This window comes from Wolbachia endosymbiont (group B) of Eupithecia inturbata (assembly GCF_964030915.1).
Lineage (GTDB): Bacteria > Pseudomonadota > Alphaproteobacteria > Rickettsiales > Anaplasmataceae > Wolbachia.
This window is the reverse complement of sequence record NZ_OZ034987.1, coordinates 508,477-528,413: the sequence shown is the minus strand read 5'-3', so window position 1 is coordinate 528,413 and position 19,937 is coordinate 508,477. Positions and strand designations below refer to the sequence as shown.

Below are 19,937 nucleotides of genomic sequence, written 5' to 3'. Positions count from 1 at the left end.
AGCACCAAAGTTGGTGCTCTTTTTTTCTTTATAAGTTTTCTCCATAGGAGAAAATTGACTAATTACAATTTGTATCTTCCTCGTATCAATTTTCAATAGATTCATCGATGTATAGCTATAGTTTTATCAGTGTAAGGCTAAATATGCTAAGCTTATAAAGATGACAAAGCTTCAAAAAAAGCCTAACATAGTGGAAAAAGCTTTATGAAAATCAAAGTTGGAGTAATAGGCTGCTTAGGCAGAATGGGTAAGAAAATACTCAATGAATTAATTACGAATACCAAAGTGGAAATAGCAGGTGCTGTTGCTCGCTTGGGCAGTGAGTATATAGGCTTAGATATTGGGCCTATTGTAGGCAATAATTGCAATTTAGGAATCAAAATTACAAGTTCTATTAGTGAGGTATTTGAATCGTCCGATGTTGTAATAGATTTTACAACTAAAGAATGTATGCTAGAATGCCTTAAGGCGGCCGTGAAATTTAAAAAACCGCTAGTTAGTGGCACAACTGGAATAGAAGGTCTAAATTTAAAAGAATATGCTGCTAAAGTTCCAATATTATGGTCAGCAAATATGAGTGTTGGAGTTAATGTGTTGCTGAAATTGGTAAAAGAAGCTGCCAAGCTTTTAGGTAATGAGTATGACGTTGAAATTTGGGAAATGCATCACAATTTAAAAAAGGATTCACCATCTGGAACAGCTATAGAGTTTGGTAAAGCAGTTGCTAACGCTGCAAAAGTGGATTTTGAGCTCAATCAATATTCACATAATAATTCAAATATAAGAGGGAAAGGAGGAATAGGCTTTGCAGTATCTCGTGGAGGTGGAGTAATAGGAGATCACAGTGTCATGTTTGTCAATTCCGATGAACGAGTAGAATTAAATCACAAGGCAATTGATCGTACAACGTTTGCTAGAGGGGCGGTTCAAGCAGCAATATGGTTGTGCGAGAATAAACAGGAAATACCAGGACTTTATTCAATGCAGGATTTAGTATGAGCGATAAATACGCTTTCGTTAAAAATTTAAATCTTTGGTATGGCTCTAAACAAGTTTTATTCGATATAAATTTGAATATTTGCAAAAAGAAAGTCACAACTTTTATCGGACCTTCTGGGTGCGGTAAATCGACATTTTTGCGTTGTTTCAATCGTATGAATGATTACGTACCTGGATGTAGAGCGACTGGTGAACTGGTAATCGATGGGCTGGGTAATATATATTCACGTGATATGGATGTTGTATTGCTCAGAGCAAAAGTTGGTATGGTATTTCAAAAACCCAATCCTTTTCCAAAGTCAATATATGATAATGTTGCTTATGGGCCTAAATTGCATGGCATGGTGAAAAATAAGCAAAAATTAGATGAAATAGTAGAAAGTAGTTTAACTAAGGTTGGTTTATGGGAAGAGTTGAAAGATAGATTGCAAGATAGTGCACTAAATTTATCTGGTGGCCAGCAACAAAGATTATGCATTGCTCGTGCAATTGCAGTAAAGCCAACTATTTTATTAATGGATGAACCATGCTCTGCTCTTGATCCAATGGCAACCAATGCAATCGAAAATCTTATACAAGAATTGAAATTGAGGTTCACCATAATTATGGTAACTCATTCGATGAAGCAAGCTAAAAAATTATCTGACAGCATAGTTTTCTTTTGCAATGGCAAGATTGTTGAATTCGGAAGTACTCAAGAAATCTTTGAAAATGCTCAGTCTCCTTTAACGAAGGAGTATATTCTGGATCATTAGCTTAATAGTTGATATTTTAATTTTTTCTATGTATAATTTTATCAAGTTTGTTGTGATAGGTGGTTAAAATGTTTAGTACAAGTGAAGCAACAAAAAAGTTGTTTAAAGCTATTGAATTTCAAAATGCTAGTGGTGAAAGAATAACACCTGAGGAAGCTTGGAATCATTTTCAACAAGCATTGAAAGAAGGAGCGAATGTTAACGCTTTTGAGGATGGGATGACACCTTTGATGTGCATTATTTCAGCTTTTGTTACTAGTAATAACGATGAACATCAATATTTAGAGCTTATGGCTAAGTTGCTTGTAGAACATAAAAAAATCGATTTAAATATTAAAAGCAAGCAAGCTGTTATTGAGAGAAAACCAAAGAAACATGATGGTTATCCAGTGTACGAATTTGAGGGGAGAGAAGTAGTAGATCAGGGTAGAGGGGGTTGTGTATACCTTGACAATTTACAACCTGTTAATGAAGGATTTATACCTCAAAATTATGCTCGTGCAGAGGAGGAAATTAAGACCGGCAAGAAGGAAAAAAATACAGCTCTACACATTGCTTGCAAGTTGGGAAATGTAAACATGATAGAAATATTACTTACACATCCAAATATCAAACCTAATATTAAAAACTATGAAAACAAAAGTCCAAGAAATTGTATTGCAGGACATGTCAAGAAAGCAATAGAACCAGAATTCCTAAAGATAGAAGCAGTCGCTCAAAAAAGGAAACAAACTAATTATGCTTGTACTTTTTTGTTATCTGGAATACTTGCTGTTGGTCTATGTTTCGTAGTTGACAACCCAGTTCCGTTTGCTGCAGCTGCATTGCTGTTCTTTGCAATAGGGTGTGGTTGTCTGTATAGAGCAAATACAGTTCTTAATGATGTAAATTTCTCTCAGGTTGATTTCGAACATGCTAAGTGATTTATCTGTTCAGGTAAGGTGTCATTCCAGCACTTGATGCTGGAATCCAGCTAATTTGGTAAATACCTTACAATGTTTGATGACTAAAAGACTGGATGCCAGACTGGCATGACACCCATTTCTTTCTAGTCTTGTCATTCGAGTAGCTGAAACTAGCTGCTTTTCTGTATTCCAGTGTCAGCTACTGGAATGACATTATGGAATACAGCTTTTTGATCGAAAATGTTGTCTTATCTGCAATGAATTTTGCTGGATAGCTACACCCATTTAGTTGTCTTTTCTCGTCTACCTTATTTTATCACTCTGCTGAACAGATACCTTTACTTTTTATGATTTCATTGGCAAGAATACGGCTTTCAAAATCGATACTTGTTATGTCGGATAGTGAGTTAATATCAGAGTACTTGTCAAAGTTTTCTATTGTTGATTTTACTACCTCTACTACTTCTAAAAAGCCGATTCGTGACTTCAAAAATTCGTTAACAGCTATCTCATTTGCAGCGTTCAAAACAATACTATTTGTATGTGGAGAAGAAGAATTTAACACTTCCATGCTTAGCTTTAGTGCAGGAAAACGTTTATGACCTGGTTCTTGAAAGGTCAATTTTCCTTGCTTTGTTAAATCTAATTTATGATTTAAAGTTGATCTTTCTGGCCAAGACAAAGCATATGCAATGGGAATTTCCATATCAGTTTCTGCAAGCACAGCAAAGCTGAATCCATCGTGATAAACGACAATTCCATGTACTATCGATTCAGGGTGCACTACTGCTTCAATTCTATTTGGACTAATATTAAACAAATGATGTGCTTCTATTATTTCTAGTGCTTTATTCATCATTGTTGCACTATCAACTGAGATTTTCTTTCCCATTTTCCAAGTAGGGTGACTTAGTGCCTGATTTACTGTGATATTTCTTAATTGTTCAAGGCTATAATTTAAAAATGGTCCACCAGAGGCAGTGAGTATAATCTTTTCTACACATTTATCATCATTTTGCAAAACTTGAAAAATTGCGTTGTGTTCAGAGTCGATGGGAATTATTTGTACGCTCCTTTCTTTAGCTTTTTCAAGCAGTAACTTGCCACCACAAACAATGCTTTCTTTATTTGCTAGGGCAATAACTTTAGTACCACTTTCTATAACCTTTATAACTGGATCAAGGCCTGCGATGCCAACTATTGCAATAACTGAGAGATCAACAGGTAGAGAAGCAACATTTGCTAGACCTGGAGCACCAACTTCTACTTTGACGTTTGTACCAAGTAGATCTTCTTTTAAATCTTTGTAGAACCTTTCATAAGAAATGGCAGCATATTTTGCATTAAGTAGATTTGCCTGTTGTGCTAGCAGAGCAAAGTTAGAATTGGCACTTAGTGCTTCCACCTGATATTCTTCCTTTCTCTTTAAGAGCAAATCTACAGTCTTTTTTCCAATGCTTCCTGTTGATCCTAAAACTGAAACTTTTTTCACTAATTACAATAAAATCTTCTTAGTTATTTAGTAACCAAGCTCATGATCATCACCAACAGATGGTGAAGGACCAGGTGAAAAAGATTGGCCATGATGATCACCTGCATCATGCATATCATGCAAACCATCGGCACTTTGAGCTATTTCATTGTTAGAGTGGGGATAATCATCCGGATGATGCCCCTCATCACCGTAGTCCATACCCATTCCTTCTGATGGCATATCTTCTCCACCACCACCTGAAAAATATTCAGCAAGACTTTCAAGAAATTTTATGCCAAACATATTACCTGATTTCCCAAATAACGTTACTAGACTGCTACCACTGACCAAACCTTCAAACACATTATTATAAGCAGCAATTGCTCCTTCATGAAAGTTGAACATCCACTTCATTCCATCCACAATTGTTGCAACAGAGTCACTATGACCAAGACCGAAACCACTTTTCTCACTAGCGGCTTCCTGGTGTTGCTGCTGTGCCTGCCATTCTGCAATATTTGGACCTTGTGCTTCACTCATAAACTTTTATTCTAAGCCTTAAGCTATTATTTTACCAAAAACACTGTAAAATATCAATTGTTTAAGAGAGGTTATCATAAAAATAGCTAACACTAAGCTATTTTTATGATTCTGATTACTCTATACCAAAACATCGATGATGTGCTGTGGTAACAAAGTGATGACTTGAGGTTTAAGATAGCTTCTATTTCTTCTTAGAAGACTGCTCCTCTCTCTTTCCTTTTTATTTTATTATCTTAATACTAACTTACTCATAAATTATTGACAAGTACTAATAATTTAATTATCATTAATATAATATTAATAATGAGGAAGAAAAATGCTTACTAATAATAATAACACACCATCATCAGCTCCGCCACCACCCCCACCTCCACTACCTGCAGATTGGGGAAAAAATTGGAAGCCAGCGAAAAATAACGATAAAAATGAAAACACTCTTGGTAGTACTCCATCAGAAACCAGCAATAGCACTCAATTAAAAAAAGTTCAATCTAAGAGTCCTGTTCAACAATCACCTTTCAATTTTGAAGAGAGTTTAGTATTTAAGAAAATACAAGAAAAAAATAATGTGGATAGCGAAACTGCAGATGAAGGAAGCAAGAATAGTATTCATGTTAAGAATCCAGAAACCAGAAATAGCGCTCAGTCAAAAGAAGAAGATAATGCGAGTGACAAAACTAAAAATGACAGAAGCAATACTAAACAGGTTGTGCCGAAAAAACCTATGACTGGACAACATAATGGTGTGACCTTACCCAGAAAAAGTAGACAGAAAGTTAAGACGTTTTTGAAGTAAAATAAAACGTTTTTTCAAAGAGGTGTGGTATGACAAAAAGAAAAGAATATACAGCAGAATTCAAAATTGAAGCTATAAGACTAGTAAAAGAAACAGGTCAATCATCAGCAAAAATAGCAAGAGATTTGGGTATTAGCGGTGATTCATTAAGCAGATGGGTAAAAACATACAATGATAGAATGTCTGGAGTAGATGCGTTTCCAGGAAAAGGGAAAGTAGCTCATTGTGACAAAGAAAAGTTTGATTTAAAGAAAGAGCTGGCAAGAGTAACGAGGGAAAGAGACATTTTAAAAAAAGCCCTGGGATATTTTGCAAACCAAAAAGAGTAAAATATTCTTTTATAAAAGAACATGAAAACTGCTATAAAATACGGGAATTATGCAGATTTTTGAACGTATCTGCTTGTGGTTATTATAAATGGATTACTAAGGAAAAAAACAACAAAAAATCAATAAGAGAAGAGCTCATACAAGATATTCAGAAGGTATATCGAGCATCACAATGCAGATACGGAGCTCCTAAAATTCACGCTGAATTAAAGGCTTTAGGTAAAAATTATAACATCAAAACAGTGCAAAATGTTATGCAGAAAAATGGCATTCAAGCTAAGCTTAGACGAAAGTTTAAAAGTAAAAAACCACAAATAGACAATAGAGTTATAACTCCTAACATATTAAATCAGAATTTCATCGCTGATCAACCTAACAAGATATGGGTAACTGATATTACGTACATAAAAACTAATGAAGGATGGTTATATTTGGCAGCAATAATAGATTTATATTCACGCATGGTGATTGGCTGGTCAATGAGTAATGCAGTAAATAGGCAATTAGTTATAGATGCGTTATTCATGGCTATTGGTAGGCGCAAATCTGCTAAAAATCTACTATTTCATAGCGATCAAGGATCGCAATACACCTCTAAAAATTATCAATTTTTACTAAGTACAAAAAATATTACTTCTAGTATGAGTCACAAAGGTTGTTGTTATGATAATGCTGTTTCAGAGAGCTTTTTTAGTTCACTTAAGAGAGAGTTACTCATTGATACTTCACAACACTCTGCACAACAAGCTAAAACCGCAATATTTGAATATATAGAAATTTTTTATAATAAACAGCGTAGACATTCTACTATTAACTATTGCATTCCTGAGCTTTTTGATTCATCATTCTCATAGCAAAAACGTCTTAACTTTCTGTCTACTTTTTCTGGGTAAGGTCAATTGATGGAGAGGACGACGTACAACAGCAAAACAACGAAGTATGTCAAAATCAATCACAAGATAGTAGTTTACAGAAAGCAAAAGGACTTGAACATAGCAATACTCCTACACCATCATTTCCAGTAATGTCTGGAATACCCATTGTACCACTACTACCTCCGCCACCTCCTCCATTGCCACAAGGTGCTGTTTCACCACCATCTCCTCCTTCAGCTCCAGATGGAATTAATTCATTGAAAAAGACCAATGGTTCTGATAAGCCTGGTGCTGAAGTTAGTAATAACGCTAATCAATCGGATGCTAAAAATGCTATGCTTGCACAGATAAAGCAGGGTGTTAAGTTGAAAAAAGTTGTCGATCAGCCTGAAGCTGCTAAAAAGCCAAGTAATAACGGAGGTGGAGATCTTATGAAGAATGCATGGGCCACAATGAAGAATTCTCCTCTTCTAGGAGAAGGAACTAAATCCTCAGATAGCAAAAGTGATGACGAAGATGATGATCAAAATCGTACACCCGATAGTGAGTGGGAAGATGAGTCTCCAACCCCGCAATCAGACAGTAACAAAAGAAGCAAGAGTCCTGACAGTGGTCATGAATCTGATGATAATGAAAAATCTAAACCTACATCTCCGTTACATTCTGTACCAAAAGCAGGTAAGCCACTGGTACCGCCTAAGACTGCTGGTTTACAAACGAAATCTGAAGCTTCTCCTGCAGCACAAGCAAATAATGTTGACTCAGTGAATAGTGAGGTGCAACAATCATCTGATTCTGTTGATTCAATGTGTACATTGTTTGGTGGAAAAGCAAAACCATTTCAAGTTCAAAGTGTCGTAGATCGAGGTAAGAGAAGTAGTGCACCCTTCTTAAAATAAGTTTACCTACAGGTCTGATTGTATTAAGATTACTTAGTACAATCAGATTTATCAAATGCGCTTATCTCAATATTACCTGCCAACTTTAAAAGAAACCCCTGCTGGTGCTGAAATTATTTCTCATCAATATTTATTACGTGCAGGCTTAATCAAGCAGACAGCATCTGGAATTTATTCTTGGCTGCCGCTTGGCCTTTTGGTACTTAAAAATATTGAAAATATTATCAGAGATGAAATTGGTGCAATTGAAGTGTTGATGCCTTGTGTGCAGCCAGCAAGTCTTTGGCGAGAGTCAGGACGTTACGATGATTACGGCAAAGAAATGCTACGTATTAAAGATAGGCATGAAAGCGATATGCTTTTTGGTCCAACACATGAGGAGGTGGTAACTGATTTGATTAGAAATACAGTAAAAAGTTACAAAGATTTACCACTTTGTTTATATCAAATTCAGTGGAAGTTTCGTGACGAAGTAAGACCTCGTTATGGCGTTATGAGAGGCAGGGAATTTCTGATGAAGGATGCATACAGTTTTGATGTAGATTACGAAGGTGCACTGAATTCATATAATTTGATGTATAAAACTTACATAAAAATCTTCAAACGAATGGGGCTTACTCCAATTGGAGTGAGGGCAGATACAGGACCAATTGGAGGAAATTTAAGTCATGAATTTCATATATTGGCAAACACCGGTGAGAGCACTCTATATTATGACAATAAACTTTTTGAATTACTAGAAAGCGAAGATATTGAAAGCCTGAAGAGCATATATGCAGTTGCAGACGATATGCATGATCCTGAAAGTTGTCCTATACCGCAAGAACAGTTAAATGTTAGCAAGGGTATTGAAATAGGGCATATTTTTTATTTTGGTGATAAATATTCGAAACCTATGAAGGCAAGTGTTACTTCCCAAGATGGAAAAAATGTTAACATGCATATGGGTTCGTATGGTATTGGAGTTTCAAGGCTTGTTGGCGCAATAATAGAAGCTTTCCATGATGATAAAGGAATTATCTGGCCAGAGGCAGTAGCTCCTTTTAAAGTTGGTTTGATCAATTTACAAACAAAAGTAACGGAGGCTGCAGATAAAATATACAAAGCTTTGAAAAGCGATGAAGTGCTTTATGATGATACGGACGAAAGTGTAGGAGTGAAATTTGCCAGAATGGATCTGATAGGCTTGCCATGGCAAATAATTATTGGAAAGAAAGCAGTAACTTCAAATATAGTTGAAGTAAAAAATAGAGCAACTGGCAAGGTAGAGGAAATACAAGTTGAAGAAGCAATAAATCGCTTTAGCACAAAATGATATACGGTATTGGCACTGACATAGTATATATACCCAGAATATTGAGAATATCACAAAAATACGGGGAAAAATTTCTCAATAAAGTCTATACTAAGAAGGAGATAGAGATAAGCAAAAAATATAATAGCCAAGAAGTAAGAGCAAAATATTTTGCTAAACGCTTTGCTGCAAAGGAAGCTTTTGTTAAAGCGCTAGGCACTGGATTCAGCCAAGGAATTATAATGAAAGATATAGAAATATACAGTAATATCAGGGGAAAACCACATCTTGCTATCACAAAGGATTTCATCTCGAAAGACTACAAGATACACCTTTCTCTAAGTGATGATCAAGATTATGCTACTGCGTTTGTTGTAATTTGCGTTGAGTAGATATTGTTTAGTACATACGATTTCAAAAATTTTGGGAATGTTCAAAAAAGTGTGTCAAACCGAGAAATAAAAATAAAATAGAAACAAAAAATAGAGGTTTGATATATGAGTTACAAAATAGAAAATGGAACGACTGGCCTGGTAGATTACAAAGAGCTGGAAGCAAATATACTGTCATCAATAAGGGAAGGTAAACCATTGATGGGGAGAGATGGAGCATTAACACCATTTGTAAAAAGGCTGCTGGAAGCAAGTCTAGAAGGTGAAATAGAGCATCATTTATCCAATGAAAGAGAAGAAAAGAATCGAAGAAACGGAAAGAATGGCAAAACTTTGAAGACGAGTATTTGAACTATTGACACCAAGAGATAGAGAGGGAAGTTTCGAACCACAGATAGTGAAAAAAAGGCAAACAAGCTTACATCCAGAACTTGAAACAAAGGTCTTGAACATGTTTGCAAGCGGTGTGGGATACAGGGATATAGCATCCTATGTGGAAGAAATCTATGACCATAAAATATCTGCAGCAGAGATATCTGGAATTACAGATAAATTACTGCCTATAATCAATGAATGGAGGAGTCGTCCCCTACAATCAGTATACCCGATAGTATTTATGGATGGGATGTTTTTTAAGGTCAAAGAGAATGGACATTGCATAAGTAAATGCATGTACAATATATTAGGAATAGACCAAAATGGCAGAAAAGAAGTACTGGGTTTTTACTTAGCAGAAAGTGAGGGAGCTAACTTCTGGCTAGGCGTATTAAATGACTTAAAAGAGAGAGGAGTAGAAGACATTTTGATAGCTTGTGTTGACGGTCTGAAAAGCTTCCCTACAGCTATAAATAGCGTATTTCCCAATGCTGAGGTACAGTTATGCATTGTGCACCAAATAAGAAATTCACTAAAATACGTATCCAGCAAAGATATAAAAGTTTTTATGAATGATTTGAAAAAAATATACCGTGCTACAAGTAGAGAAATCGCCGAAAATTATTTACTTGAACTGGAGGAAAAATGGGGTGAAAAATATCCTTTAGTCATAAAATCGTGGCAAAACAATTGGGAAAATTTGTCTAGTTATTTTAAGTATTCTGGCCCTGTTAGAAGGCTAATTTATACCACCAATCCAATTGAGGGGTTGCACAGACAAATCAGAAAATTTACTAAAACCAAAGGTTCATTTACCAGTACAAATGCCTTGTACAAATTGGTATATTGTGCTATAAAAAAGATAGAGCAAAAATGGGCTATGGCTTTGCCTAATTGGGCTCTAACTATATCTCAACTTGATATCTTTTTTCCTGATAGGTTAAAAATTGAGTTGAACTAAAAATTCGCTTTGACACACTTTTTTGAACATTCCCTGATAGGTTAAAAATTGAGTTGAACTAAAAATTCGCTTTGACACACTTTTTTGAACATTCCCGAGTAATTTGTTCCTCTAGCCTGAGGTCAAAATAAATTTGAATGGGTTTCCCAGTACGTCAACAAGTGCATGAACTTTAGTCACAAATCCCCGTCCTCAATTAATTTGACCTGCTAACATTTTGTACACAGAGCCTAGCTCTTTTGCTATTTGCTTGACTTGTTTCTTTACATAGCTTCTAATTTAAATTCTGCTGTCTATTCTCTTTCATTCATAACCTTTTGCAAAACGTTTTTGCTTTCTTCTCTGCTGGTCACTATTGCTTATATAAAGCAAGTATAGTACTGAATGATGTTGCAAGCACTCAGTTCGGCAATATTATCGATTTAAGACGAAGTTAAGATTTCGATTTTTTATTCAAACTCTTCTGAAAGTTTTTATACATATTGAAGACATCTTGATAATTTAGGTGAGTGTAAACTTGAGTAGTTTCAAGGCTTGAGTGGCCAAGCAGCTGTTGTATTGATCTTATGTCAATATCTTCCTGAAGCAAATGAGTAGCAAAACTATGGCGAAATGCATGTGGAGATAAAATTTCTGGTAAGTTTAAAAATCTTCTTATTTTTTGCAAACGATTAGCAACATAAGTTCTTCCCAATTTTTTTCCTCTTACCCCGACAAAAAGATGTCCCGCTTCGTCAAAGTGGGGACAAGCTTTTATATATTTTTGTATACACTTTTTTACTACTGGAAGAATAAATACCTGCCTTTGTTTATCTCCCTTACCTGTTACTATTAAACTTTCATTGCTAATATCACTAACCTTAAGATTCAGTGCTTCAGTGATTCTTAAGCCCGTACCATATAGCAGAACGACAATTGCAATTTCTCTTTTTACCACCCAAGGCTCGCCTAGATCAGGCAATTTCATTTCTTTCAATAGAGTTTCTATGTTAGATATTGAAAGTGCTTTAGGTAGAGTTCTTCTCTGAATTGGCCTTGATAAAGAAAATACCGCTTCATTATTTATTTCATAATTGTTTTTTATATATTTGAAAAAATTTCTGATTACTGACAATGCGCGAGTGTTAGATCTCGCATTTACACCTCTTGCATAACGAGAGGTAAACCAACTTCTCAGTTCAGGTATGCTTAATTTTTCTAAAGAGCCAACATTTACTTCTTCACCAATGTGAGTATTTAGGAAACTTATAAGATCCTTGAGGTCCCTCATGTATGACTCCAAAGTGTTTGGTGAGTAAGACCTGTTGTACTTTAGCCAATCATACCATTTTTCAATGATTGAACCGAGGTCCACAGTTACTTTTTAAAGAAAGCATCGATGCACGCATCCCTAAAGGCTTCATTTATATCAGGATGAGAGTGACAAATTCTGTATATATCCTCTGCTGCTGCACCATATGCCATTGCAACCGCTGCTTCATTGATTAGCGTATCAGCGTATGCTCCTATGATATGTACACCGAGTATTGTATCTGCTTTGCTACAAGTCAGAACTTTCACGAATCCCTCAGCATCGTCAGTGACTTTTGCTCTACCGTTTGCAGCAAATTGACATTTACCAACTTTATACTTTCGACCAGCACTTTTTAGTTCTTCTTCAGTTTTACCGATTGAAGAAACTGCAGGGTGGGTGTAAATGACTGACGGTATGATTTCATAATCAACGTGAGGCAATTGCCTTGCTAGTATCTCTGCAACTGCCACCCCTTCTTCCTCAGCTTTGTGAGCAAGCATTGCTCCACCAATCACATCACCAATAGCAAATATTCCTTTTACGTTGGTTTCATAACTATTGTTGACTTTAATAAAGCCACGACTGTCTTTTTCTATTTTTTCAAGACCCTCAGAGCATGGTTTGCGTCCTGCTGCCACCAATACCTTATCCGCCTCTATAGTATTTGTTTGATTATCTTTTACAGAGCAAACTTTCACACTCAAAGAGTTACTACTTTGTTTTATTCCCTCAACTTTAGTGCTAAGTAAAAATTTTATTCCTTGTTTTTGTAGACTAGAAAGTAGAGACTTACTTAATTCTCCATCCATTGCTGCAGCGATTCTGTCAAAAAATTCTACTACAGTGACTTCAGACCCTAGCCTCCTCCATACAGAAGACATTTCAAGCCCTATTGCCCCGGCTCCGATTACGACAAGTTTTTTTGGTACTTCAGTTAAAGACAATGCACCAGTTGATGAAATAATACTTTTCTCATCGATATTAATTCCTGGCAAAGAAATAACGTCAGAACCGGTTGCAATTACTATATTTTTTGTCTTCAGCACCTTACCTTCAACTGAAACTTCAAGGTTGCCTTGATCAAAAGAAGTAATTTTTCCAAGTCCATTGATCTTAGTAATTTTGTAAAGGTTAAACAGATATTCTATGCCTTTTCCAAGTTCCTGAACTCTAGCGTCTTTATAGCCTATCATTTCTCTCAAATCGAGACTTACATCCTTAACTTTTATGCCAAGTTTTGATAGATTATTTTTCGCGCTAGCATACTGATAAGAGGAATGGAGTAATGCTTTTGATGGTATACACCCAACTCGCAAACACGTGCCACCAAAAATGCTATTTTTGTCTATACAAGCAACTTTGAGTCCAAGTTTTGCAGCAGCAATAGCGCATTTGTAACCACCTGGACCACCACCTATAATAATCAAATCATAATCAGTCATAAAAAACAAACCTATTTTCTAAAGAATAAACACCATTTCCTTCAGTCGTTATATACATCTTACCATGGGTAAATACTGGAGCATGAAACACATTACCGGGTATTTTAATTACCCTTCCTGTACTTTCAGATCCAGGAAAAGCAAATATTGAACCTTTATTACTTGTTACCCAAAGCGTATGGGCATACATAATTGGAACAAACAATTGCACATTCTCTATAAAATCAGATGTCCAAACTGTTTTTCCACTTTGTATGTCGATGCCAATTACCTTATTATCTTTAGTCACCATGAAAATTCTTCCGCCTTCTTTTTGTTTCTCTGCAGGAATAAGAGGGCTATAATATGACTCAATGTTTGATATACTTTTTACTTGTAGTGGCCTTGACCATAAAATATTTCCTGAGTTTACGTCAATGCTATAAATATAAGAGTTGCTCGTAGCTATTAAGATATTATCGTGTACTCTAGGTGTAGTAGTTACATCTGTAAGCTGTGTGTCTAAAAGATTTGTAGCTAATTTTTGGCTCCATAGTTTTTTACCTTCTTCATTAAAAGCTATTAACTCGCCATTTGAAAATGGTGCCATTATTTTATCATTAGAGACTGCTGGTGAGATGGAATATAAACCTCGAACCTCATTTATACCATTTTGATAAGCCCAAATGGGGCTGCCATCTTTTACATCAAATACATGTAGATAGTTATCAATAGTCAATACTACCAACTTATTGTTTATTACTATTGCTTTCCCTATTGCCGGAGCTCTTAATTCTTTTTCCCATTGAATCTCCCCTGTTTTCGCATCTATTGTGTGTAGAATGTTATCCACTACAAAGAAAACATTTTCTTTGTAGCTCGATAAACTCATATTACCAATTTTTTTCCTACTTGAGAGGTATAATTTCCAATTTATAACTCTTGGGTTATCGATATCAAAGGAATATAAGGTACCGTGCTTGTCTGGTAAAATAACGCTATTTTCTGTAAGTATTGGAGCTACATATCCTTGAGATAATTTTTTATCTACTAAACTTATTCGTTCGCTTGCCATTGTATAGTTACTATACAATAACATTATCATGACAATTATTATTTTCATTATTTAGTGAAAACAAGATTCATTAATATACATACTAGAAACGTAAATCACAACGAAAATGTTCTTAATTGTGGATCAAAAGCATTAACGTAATGTCATGCCATTATGTAAAGATTCTCTTACTGTAATAATTTTTATCAAGTATTGATTAAAACACATTTCGATAGCCCAGACTAACGCTGTCAGTAATATTACCATAATATGAAATGGAAATGGACGCAGCATTTTCACGATGAAAGATATTGTTGTAATGTCATTCATTTAAACTATGCATATCAATTTGAAAAATGTACATTGTCTTATGCTATAGTACCTAAAAGTAAATGCTCAACATACAAAATAACGCTTCACTTTGCAGGCAATGGATATTCTTGGCAGTACTTGCTCTTGCTTGTTCTGGACTGCTGTCAATAATTGTTATTTTTCTACGATTGCCTTTTATTTCTTCTCTCATTCCTTCTGCACAATATATCTTTGATAATGCACTTGTGATACACGTAAATTTGTCAATTTTGGTATGGATGTGCTCTATAATATCTCTGCTCTTCATCATAAACTTAAAAAACACCAATCATTGGTTTAACTTCTCATGGATTCTCTCAATCCTTTCCATGCTGCTAATGTTTATATCTGCATTTGTTCCAAATACTGAAGTTATCAAAAGTAACTATATACCTGTATTACAAAACAAATTATTTTTACTTGGACTCAGTCTTTTCATTACCATCATATTGATAAATACAGCTCTAGCCTACATATCAAATAAACAAGACTCATATCTTTCAATCGGACAAATTGGCCTGGTCATTATACTTGTGTCATCATTTCTTTGTGTTGTTTTAGCACATAAAAATATGCCTCCAGGTCTATATCACTCAGACAAGAATTTATTTTATGAATATCTCTTTTGGGGAGGCGGACATTTACTGCAGTTTGCCTTTGCTCAAGCAATGTTTTTAGTTTATTTGATCATACTGAATGCTCGCTATATTAGTCTAAATAAAATTACCATTTTACCACTATTTATAAACACAGTTTTGACCGTAGGTGCGCCGTTTATATACTTTACTTATTCGGCGGATAGTGCTGAATTAATACAGTTTTTTACCTGGCATATGAGAATTGCTGGAGCAGTTCTGCCGTGCTTTTTAACAATATTAGTGTCTTGCAACATAAAAACTCTGCTCAATGATAAGGGCAATTATCTTCTCCACTCGTTTGTATTGTTCATTTATGGAGGTGTGCTTGGAGTGCTAACTATTGAAGGAAATGTCACTATCCCTGCGCATTATCACGGTTCTGTGGTTGGTATTACTATAGCTTTTATGAATTTTGTCTACTGGCTGTTACCAAAATTGGGCTGTAAAGAAATAAAAAGCTCCATAGTAAGATTACAGATTTATGCATATAGCTTGGGACATTTTCTCCACATTACTGGACTTGTTTGGCTTGGTGGATATGGTGCATTAAGAAAAGTTGCAGATCTGCCAAGTATTTCATCAATGTTGGCACGTGCTTGTTTTATTACGGGTGGAGCTATATCAGTTATTGGTGGAATGTTATTCGTAATAATTGTGATTTTACATCTTCTTAAAGGCAAGGCTCGTACCAACTAACCCACAGAAACAAAACTAAAAATTTTAGTGTAAAATTACTATATTTACTTTGTACTATGGCTCAAACAACCTGCTTCAAATTTGGAAAGGCAATGAAATGAAAAAAACTATATCAAGCTAGACTGAATTCTTATTTGCTACTCCTTGTGGTTCTTGTGTTCCATTTACTTGAGAGCTAGGTTTCATTATTAAACCACCAGCTAAGAATGCAGATAATGTTGCTATAACAACGATTAACCACATGTCCAATTTAGTTGTATGTTCAAGTGTAATATACACTACTAACCCAACAGCAAGACCAGTACTAGCAGTAGCGATATATGTTGCTTTTTCTTTTAGTTGTTTATTTGCTTCATTTTTGGTTTCTAATATTTTCTTTTCTTGCTGTAACTGCTGGATTTGAGTATTTATTTTTTGTTTCAGTTCATTCGATACTTCACTTTTTAGTTCATTTTTTATTTTATTTTTTAATTTAGATATTGCCTTTTCTGGGCTTTTTTTAACTTCTAGTTCCAACACGTCCTCAAGCAATTCTGCTAGTTTTATTTTTTCGTTGGAGGGCAGATAGTATGGATCATATAGAGCATTAACAAGATCTTGTAAATCAGAAAATTTAAAATCAGGCATAATAAACCTCAATACTAAAAATTTATCGTGTAATACATAAAAAACTAAAATCAAGAAATTTTGTATTATAAACTCAACAACCATCACCTACAAGGTGAAGGGTTAAATTTTAATCAATTTGAAATTGATCATTGTCATGAAGTGGCTCGCCTTCCTGGATAGATATGTACTCTTGTATAACCTCGTCTGTCAGAACTTACGGCTCAATATCCACGTGCCCAAAGGTGCCTGCCCCAAAATTGCTTCCTTAGACTTGCAAAATCTTGCATCAGCAACCTTGAACTTGTTCCTTTCAAAAGTTGTACAATTTTACTAACACTTTGCTGTGGTTTATATGATATAAACATATGAATATGATCTACTGCAACTTTGCCTGAGATAATTTGGATCTCATTTTCCATAGTAATAATCTGCCTTAGCAGCTCCCTAACTCTAACAGCAATTTGGCCTATTAGCACCCTTTTGCGATATCATACCAAGTGTACTTTCATATCGTACTTAGAGTGTGCATTATACCCATAACGTCGCATACGCGACTATTGTAACTTGCCCTTCGCCTCAAGGCGGGACAATCCCCGAAGGGGGACACTAAAATGTCAGACATTAAAATTGCTGTATTTGCTCAATTGTGCTAACTTAAAGCTTAAAACTGAAAAATATTTATGTTAGAAGAAAAGTACAGCTTTAGAGAAATTGAAAATAAATACAACATATTATGGGAAGGGAGTAAAGTTTATAGGTGGAATGGTGAAGAGGATAACAATTTCACTATAGATACTCCTCCACCAACTATATCAGGAAAGTTGCACATCGGTCACATATTTAGCTATTGCCATACGGATTTTATTGCAAGGTTCCAACGTATGCTGGGGAAAGATGTGTTTTATCCAATTGGTTTTGATGATAATGGCCTTCCGACTGAAAGGTTAGTTGAGCAAACCTATAAAGTTAGTGCAAAAGAAGTTGGCAGAGAAAAATTTATAGAGATGTGCCATGAAGTTATTGAGAAGTCAAAGCAAGAATTCAAGGAGTTATTTAAATCGGTCGGCATTAGTTATGATTGGAGTTTGGAATATCACACGATCAGCAAGGAAGCTGTGGCACTTTCTCAAACGTCGTTTGTTGATCTATATAACAAAGGGTATATATATAGGAAAATGCAACCTATTCTTTGGGACCCAGTTGATAAAACCGCAATTGCGCAAGCGGAAATAGAGGATAAAGTCTTTGAGTCATCTTTGAACACGATAGTTTTTTCCACTGAAAAAAATGAGCAGATTCATATTGCAACTACGCGACCTGAGTTACTTCCTGCATGTGTTGCAGTTTTTTGTCATCCAGAAGATGCACGATATGCCCATCTGATTGGAAAAATAGCCGTAGTGCCAATTACAGAGGCAAAAGTTCCAATAATAGCTGATGATAAGGTCAAAATAGATAAAGGCACTGGGCTTGTTATGTGCTGTACATTCGGTGATGAGCTCGACATATATTGGCAGCAAAAGCATAATCTGCCGGTGACAATTATAATTGATCAGGATGGAAGGATGAATCTGCATGCAGTGTGTGATCAAAAATGGATCCCAGTGTCACGCACTGGGATGACAGGGGAGAAAGATGCCCAGTATCAAGCTACTCAGGTGACAGAGGAGACACATGCCGGTGTCATCCGAGTAGCTGACACTGGGATCCATGGACTAAAAGTTAAAGAAGCAAGAAAGAGGATCATTGAAATCCTCAGTGGAAAAGGACTTTTAATAGAAAGCACTAGCATTTCTCATTCTGTTAAATGTGCTGAAAGATCTGGTGCGCCGCTTGAAATATTACCTACTTATCAATGGTTTGTCAAGACTTTAGAGCAAAAAACTCAAGTATTAGATAAAGTGAGTAAATGTAATTGGCATCCAGAATCTATGCGTAAACGTATGGAGGTGTGGATAGAAGGGCTAAGTTGGGATTGGTGCATCTCAAGACAGCGTTATTTTGGTGTACCATTTCCAGTTTGGTATTCAAAACGTAAGGGAGAAGAAGGCAAAATCATTCTAGCTGAAGTAAAGGATTTACCTGTAGATCCACTCAAAGATTTGCCGAAAGGGTATATTAAAGAAGAAGTTACTCCAGATCAAGATGTGATGGATACTTGGGCAACAAGTGCGATCACTCCTCAATTAAGTGCACTGGCAGTAAACAGTGAGCTCGGTTTACCAAGCCATCGGTATGATAAGATATTTCCTGCAGATCTGCGCAGCCAAAGCCATGAGATAATAAGAACTTGGGCTTTTTATACGATTTTGAAGGCACATTATCATGCAGATTCACTGCCGTGGACAAATATCATGATTAGTGGTTGGTGTTTGGCTGATGATAAAAAAAAGATGAGTAAATCAAAAGGTAATATCATCACTCCTCATGTAATGCTTGAAACCTATGGAGCTGACGTAGTACGCTATTGGGCAGCAAACTCAAGACTTGGAGTTGACACAGTCTACTCTGAAAATATCTTCAAAATTGGCAAACGACTTGTTACGAAACTTTGGAATGCTAGCAAATTTGTTTCCATGTTTATGGAAAAACATCAAGCATTGAGCATAAATTCCATCAGTGAGACGATGGATAAGTGGATATTGTCCAAATTATATAAAGTGATAGAAAAAACGACGAACAACCTATTACAGTTTGAATACTGCGAAGCTTTGAGCGCAATAGAAGAATTTTTTTGGAAAGATTTTTGTGATAATTACTTAGAGTTAGTTAAAAAACGTGCATATGGAGATGCATTGGACAGCGAGGCAAACATGAGTGCGAAACAGAGTTTGGCATATGTACTCAATATTATTTTGCGGTTATTTGCACCATTTTTGCCATACATTACAGAGGAAATATATCATCAGTTGTATAGTTATAACTCCGTTCACAATAAAAGTAATTGGCCTAACAAGGAAGAACTTACCTATGATAAGTATTCTGAGGAAATGGGAGATAATTTCGTGCAGATATTAAACCTTGTGAGAAAAATAAAAGCAGATAATAACGTATCAGTTAAGCATCTTATACAAAAGTTGATGATAAAAGCGAGTGTAAAAGAGGATGAGTTAAATTATTCTGCTCAGCATGATTTGCAGTCAGTTTGCAATGCTGAAGTGATAGAATGGGTTGAGAGTACAGAAGCAGAGCTTATAACTGAGAATGGAAAATTTACTGTAAGTTTATTGATTGATGTAACTTAGCATTCGTATTACTATACTAATTATTTAGTTGT

16 protein-coding genes and 3 pseudogenes are annotated in these 19,937 nt (G+C 35.5%); 11 read left to right on the top strand and 8 right to left on the bottom strand.

Annotated features, from left to right (window positions below):
• Window positions 1-204 precede the first annotated feature (204 nt).
• The 3 genes from dapB (at window position 205) to ACQH21_RS02570 (ending at window position 2,677) form a co-directional block, all read left to right on the top strand.
• Window positions 205-999, top strand: a complete 795-nt coding sequence (gene dapB / locus ACQH21_RS02580; protein ID WP_010401420.1) for a 4-hydroxy-tetrahydrodipicolinate reductase — start codon at window positions 205-207, stop codon at window positions 997-999.
• Complete coding sequence (gene pstB / locus ACQH21_RS02575; protein WP_010401422.1) at window positions 996-1,754, top strand: phosphate ABC transporter ATP-binding protein PstB; 759 nt, start codon at window positions 996-998, stop codon at window positions 1,752-1,754. The genes dapB and pstB overlap by 4 nt, the downstream gene beginning before the upstream one ends.
• Before the next feature lie 68 nt (window positions 1,755-1,822).
• Window positions 1,823-2,677 carry an ankyrin repeat domain-containing protein gene (locus ACQH21_RS02570; RefSeq protein WP_425384437.1) on the top strand — a complete coding sequence of 285 codons (855 nt, stop codon included), beginning with the start codon at window positions 1,823-1,825 and terminating at the stop codon, window positions 2,675-2,677.
• Window positions 2,678-2,975: 298 nt separating this feature from the next.
• Here ACQH21_RS02570 and dxr read toward each other — a convergent pair whose 3' ends face one another.
• Window positions 2,976-4,151: a 1-deoxy-D-xylulose-5-phosphate reductoisomerase gene (gene dxr / locus ACQH21_RS02565; protein WP_425384436.1), complete on the bottom strand. Its 1,176-nt coding sequence runs from the start codon at window positions 4,149-4,151 to the stop codon at window positions 2,976-2,978.
• Between the two features lie 27 nt (window positions 4,152-4,178).
• Window positions 4,179-4,673 (bottom strand): hypothetical protein, encoded by a 495-nt coding sequence (locus ACQH21_RS02560; protein ID WP_010406678.1) that lies wholly within the window; start codon window positions 4,671-4,673, stop codon window positions 4,179-4,181.
• A gap of 319 nt (window positions 4,674-4,992) precedes the next feature.
• Here ACQH21_RS02560 and ACQH21_RS02555 point away from each other — a divergent pair, with 319 nt between their 5' ends.
• Together ACQH21_RS02555 and ACQH21_RS02550 are read left to right on the top strand one after the other, a co-directional pair.
• Window positions 4,993-5,472: a hypothetical protein gene (locus tag ACQH21_RS02555; RefSeq protein WP_425384435.1), complete on the top strand. Its 480-nt coding sequence runs from the start codon at window positions 4,993-4,995 to the stop codon at window positions 5,470-5,472.
• 29 nt (window positions 5,473-5,501) lie between these two features.
• Window positions 5,502-6,655, top strand: a pseudogene (locus tag ACQH21_RS02550) (IS3 family transposase).
• Between the two features lie 94 nt (window positions 6,656-6,749).
• Here the strand turns inward: ACQH21_RS02550 and ACQH21_RS02545 are convergent.
• Window positions 6,750-6,947: a hypothetical protein gene (locus tag ACQH21_RS02545; RefSeq protein ID WP_425384434.1), complete on the bottom strand. Its 198-nt coding sequence runs from the start codon at window positions 6,945-6,947 to the stop codon at window positions 6,750-6,752.
• Here ACQH21_RS02545 and ACQH21_RS02540 point away from each other — a divergent pair.
• The 4 genes and pseudogenes from ACQH21_RS02540 to ACQH21_RS02525 all read left to right on the top strand — a co-directional run bounded on the left by ACQH21_RS02540 (window position 6,934) and on the right by ACQH21_RS02525 (window position 10,597).
• A complete protein-coding gene (locus ACQH21_RS02540; protein WP_425384433.1) occupies window positions 6,934-7,575 on the top strand; it encodes a WH2 domain-containing protein in 642 nt (213 codons plus the stop codon). The two genes, ACQH21_RS02545 and ACQH21_RS02540, sit on opposite strands and share 14 nt — an antisense overlap.
• Window positions 7,576-7,630: 55 nt before the next feature.
• Entirely contained in the window at window positions 7,631-8,890 is a 1,260-nt protein-coding gene (gene proS, locus ACQH21_RS02535; protein WP_425384432.1) for a proline--tRNA ligase, read from the top strand.
• A complete protein-coding gene (locus ACQH21_RS02530; protein ID WP_007302804.1) occupies window positions 8,887-9,261 on the top strand; it encodes a holo-[acyl-carrier-protein] synthase in 375 nt (124 codons plus the stop codon). The genes proS and ACQH21_RS02530 overlap by 4 nt, the downstream gene beginning before the upstream one ends.
• Before the next feature lie 105 nt (window positions 9,262-9,366).
• A pseudogene (locus tag ACQH21_RS02525) lies at window positions 9,367-10,597 on the top strand (IS256 family transposase).
• A gap of 433 nt (window positions 10,598-11,030) precedes the next feature.
• Here the strand turns inward: ACQH21_RS02525 and ACQH21_RS02520 are convergent.
• Genes ACQH21_RS02520 through ACQH21_RS02510 form a run of 3 tightly spaced genes read right to left on the bottom strand, consistent with a single transcriptional unit; the run spans window position 11,031 to window position 14,435 of the window.
• A complete protein-coding gene (locus tag ACQH21_RS02520) occupies window positions 11,031-11,951 on the bottom strand; it encodes a tyrosine-type recombinase/integrase (protein ID WP_010401376.1) in 921 nt (306 codons plus the stop codon).
• Between the two features lie 2 nt (window positions 11,952-11,953).
• Window positions 11,954-13,333, bottom strand: coding sequence for a dihydrolipoyl dehydrogenase (lpdA, locus tag ACQH21_RS02515; protein WP_010401379.1), 1,380 nt, complete (start codon window positions 13,331-13,333; stop codon window positions 11,954-11,956).
• Window positions 13,326-14,435 (bottom strand): PQQ-binding-like beta-propeller repeat protein, encoded by a 1,110-nt coding sequence (locus tag ACQH21_RS02510; protein WP_425384431.1) that lies wholly within the window; start codon window positions 14,433-14,435, stop codon window positions 13,326-13,328. Before ACQH21_RS02510 ends, lpdA begins: the two co-directional genes overlap by 8 nt.
• Window positions 14,436-14,758: 323 nt before the next feature.
• Here ACQH21_RS02510 and ACQH21_RS02505 point away from each other — a divergent pair, with 323 nt between their 5' ends.
• A complete protein-coding gene (locus tag ACQH21_RS02505; protein WP_425384430.1) occupies window positions 14,759-16,051 on the top strand; it encodes a cbb3-type cytochrome c oxidase subunit I in 1,293 nt (430 codons plus the stop codon).
• A gap of 117 nt (window positions 16,052-16,168) precedes the next feature.
• On the opposite strand, the gene ACQH21_RS02500 is transcribed toward ACQH21_RS02505, so the two are convergent.
• Window positions 16,169-16,762: a hypothetical protein gene (locus ACQH21_RS02500; RefSeq protein ID WP_425384429.1), complete on the bottom strand. Its 594-nt coding sequence runs from the start codon at window positions 16,760-16,762 to the stop codon at window positions 16,169-16,171.
• 25 nt (window positions 16,763-16,787) lie between these two features.
• Window positions 16,788-17,208, bottom strand: a pseudogene (gene tnpA, locus ACQH21_RS02495) (IS200/IS605 family transposase).
• A gap of 132 nt (window positions 17,209-17,340) precedes the next feature.
• Between tnpA and ACQH21_RS02490 the strand changes: the two are divergent.
• Window positions 17,341-19,905, top strand: a complete 2,565-nt coding sequence (locus ACQH21_RS02490; RefSeq protein ID WP_425384428.1) for a valine--tRNA ligase — start codon at window positions 17,341-17,343, stop codon at window positions 19,903-19,905.
• The last annotated feature ends 32 nt before the right edge of the window (window positions 19,906-19,937 follow it).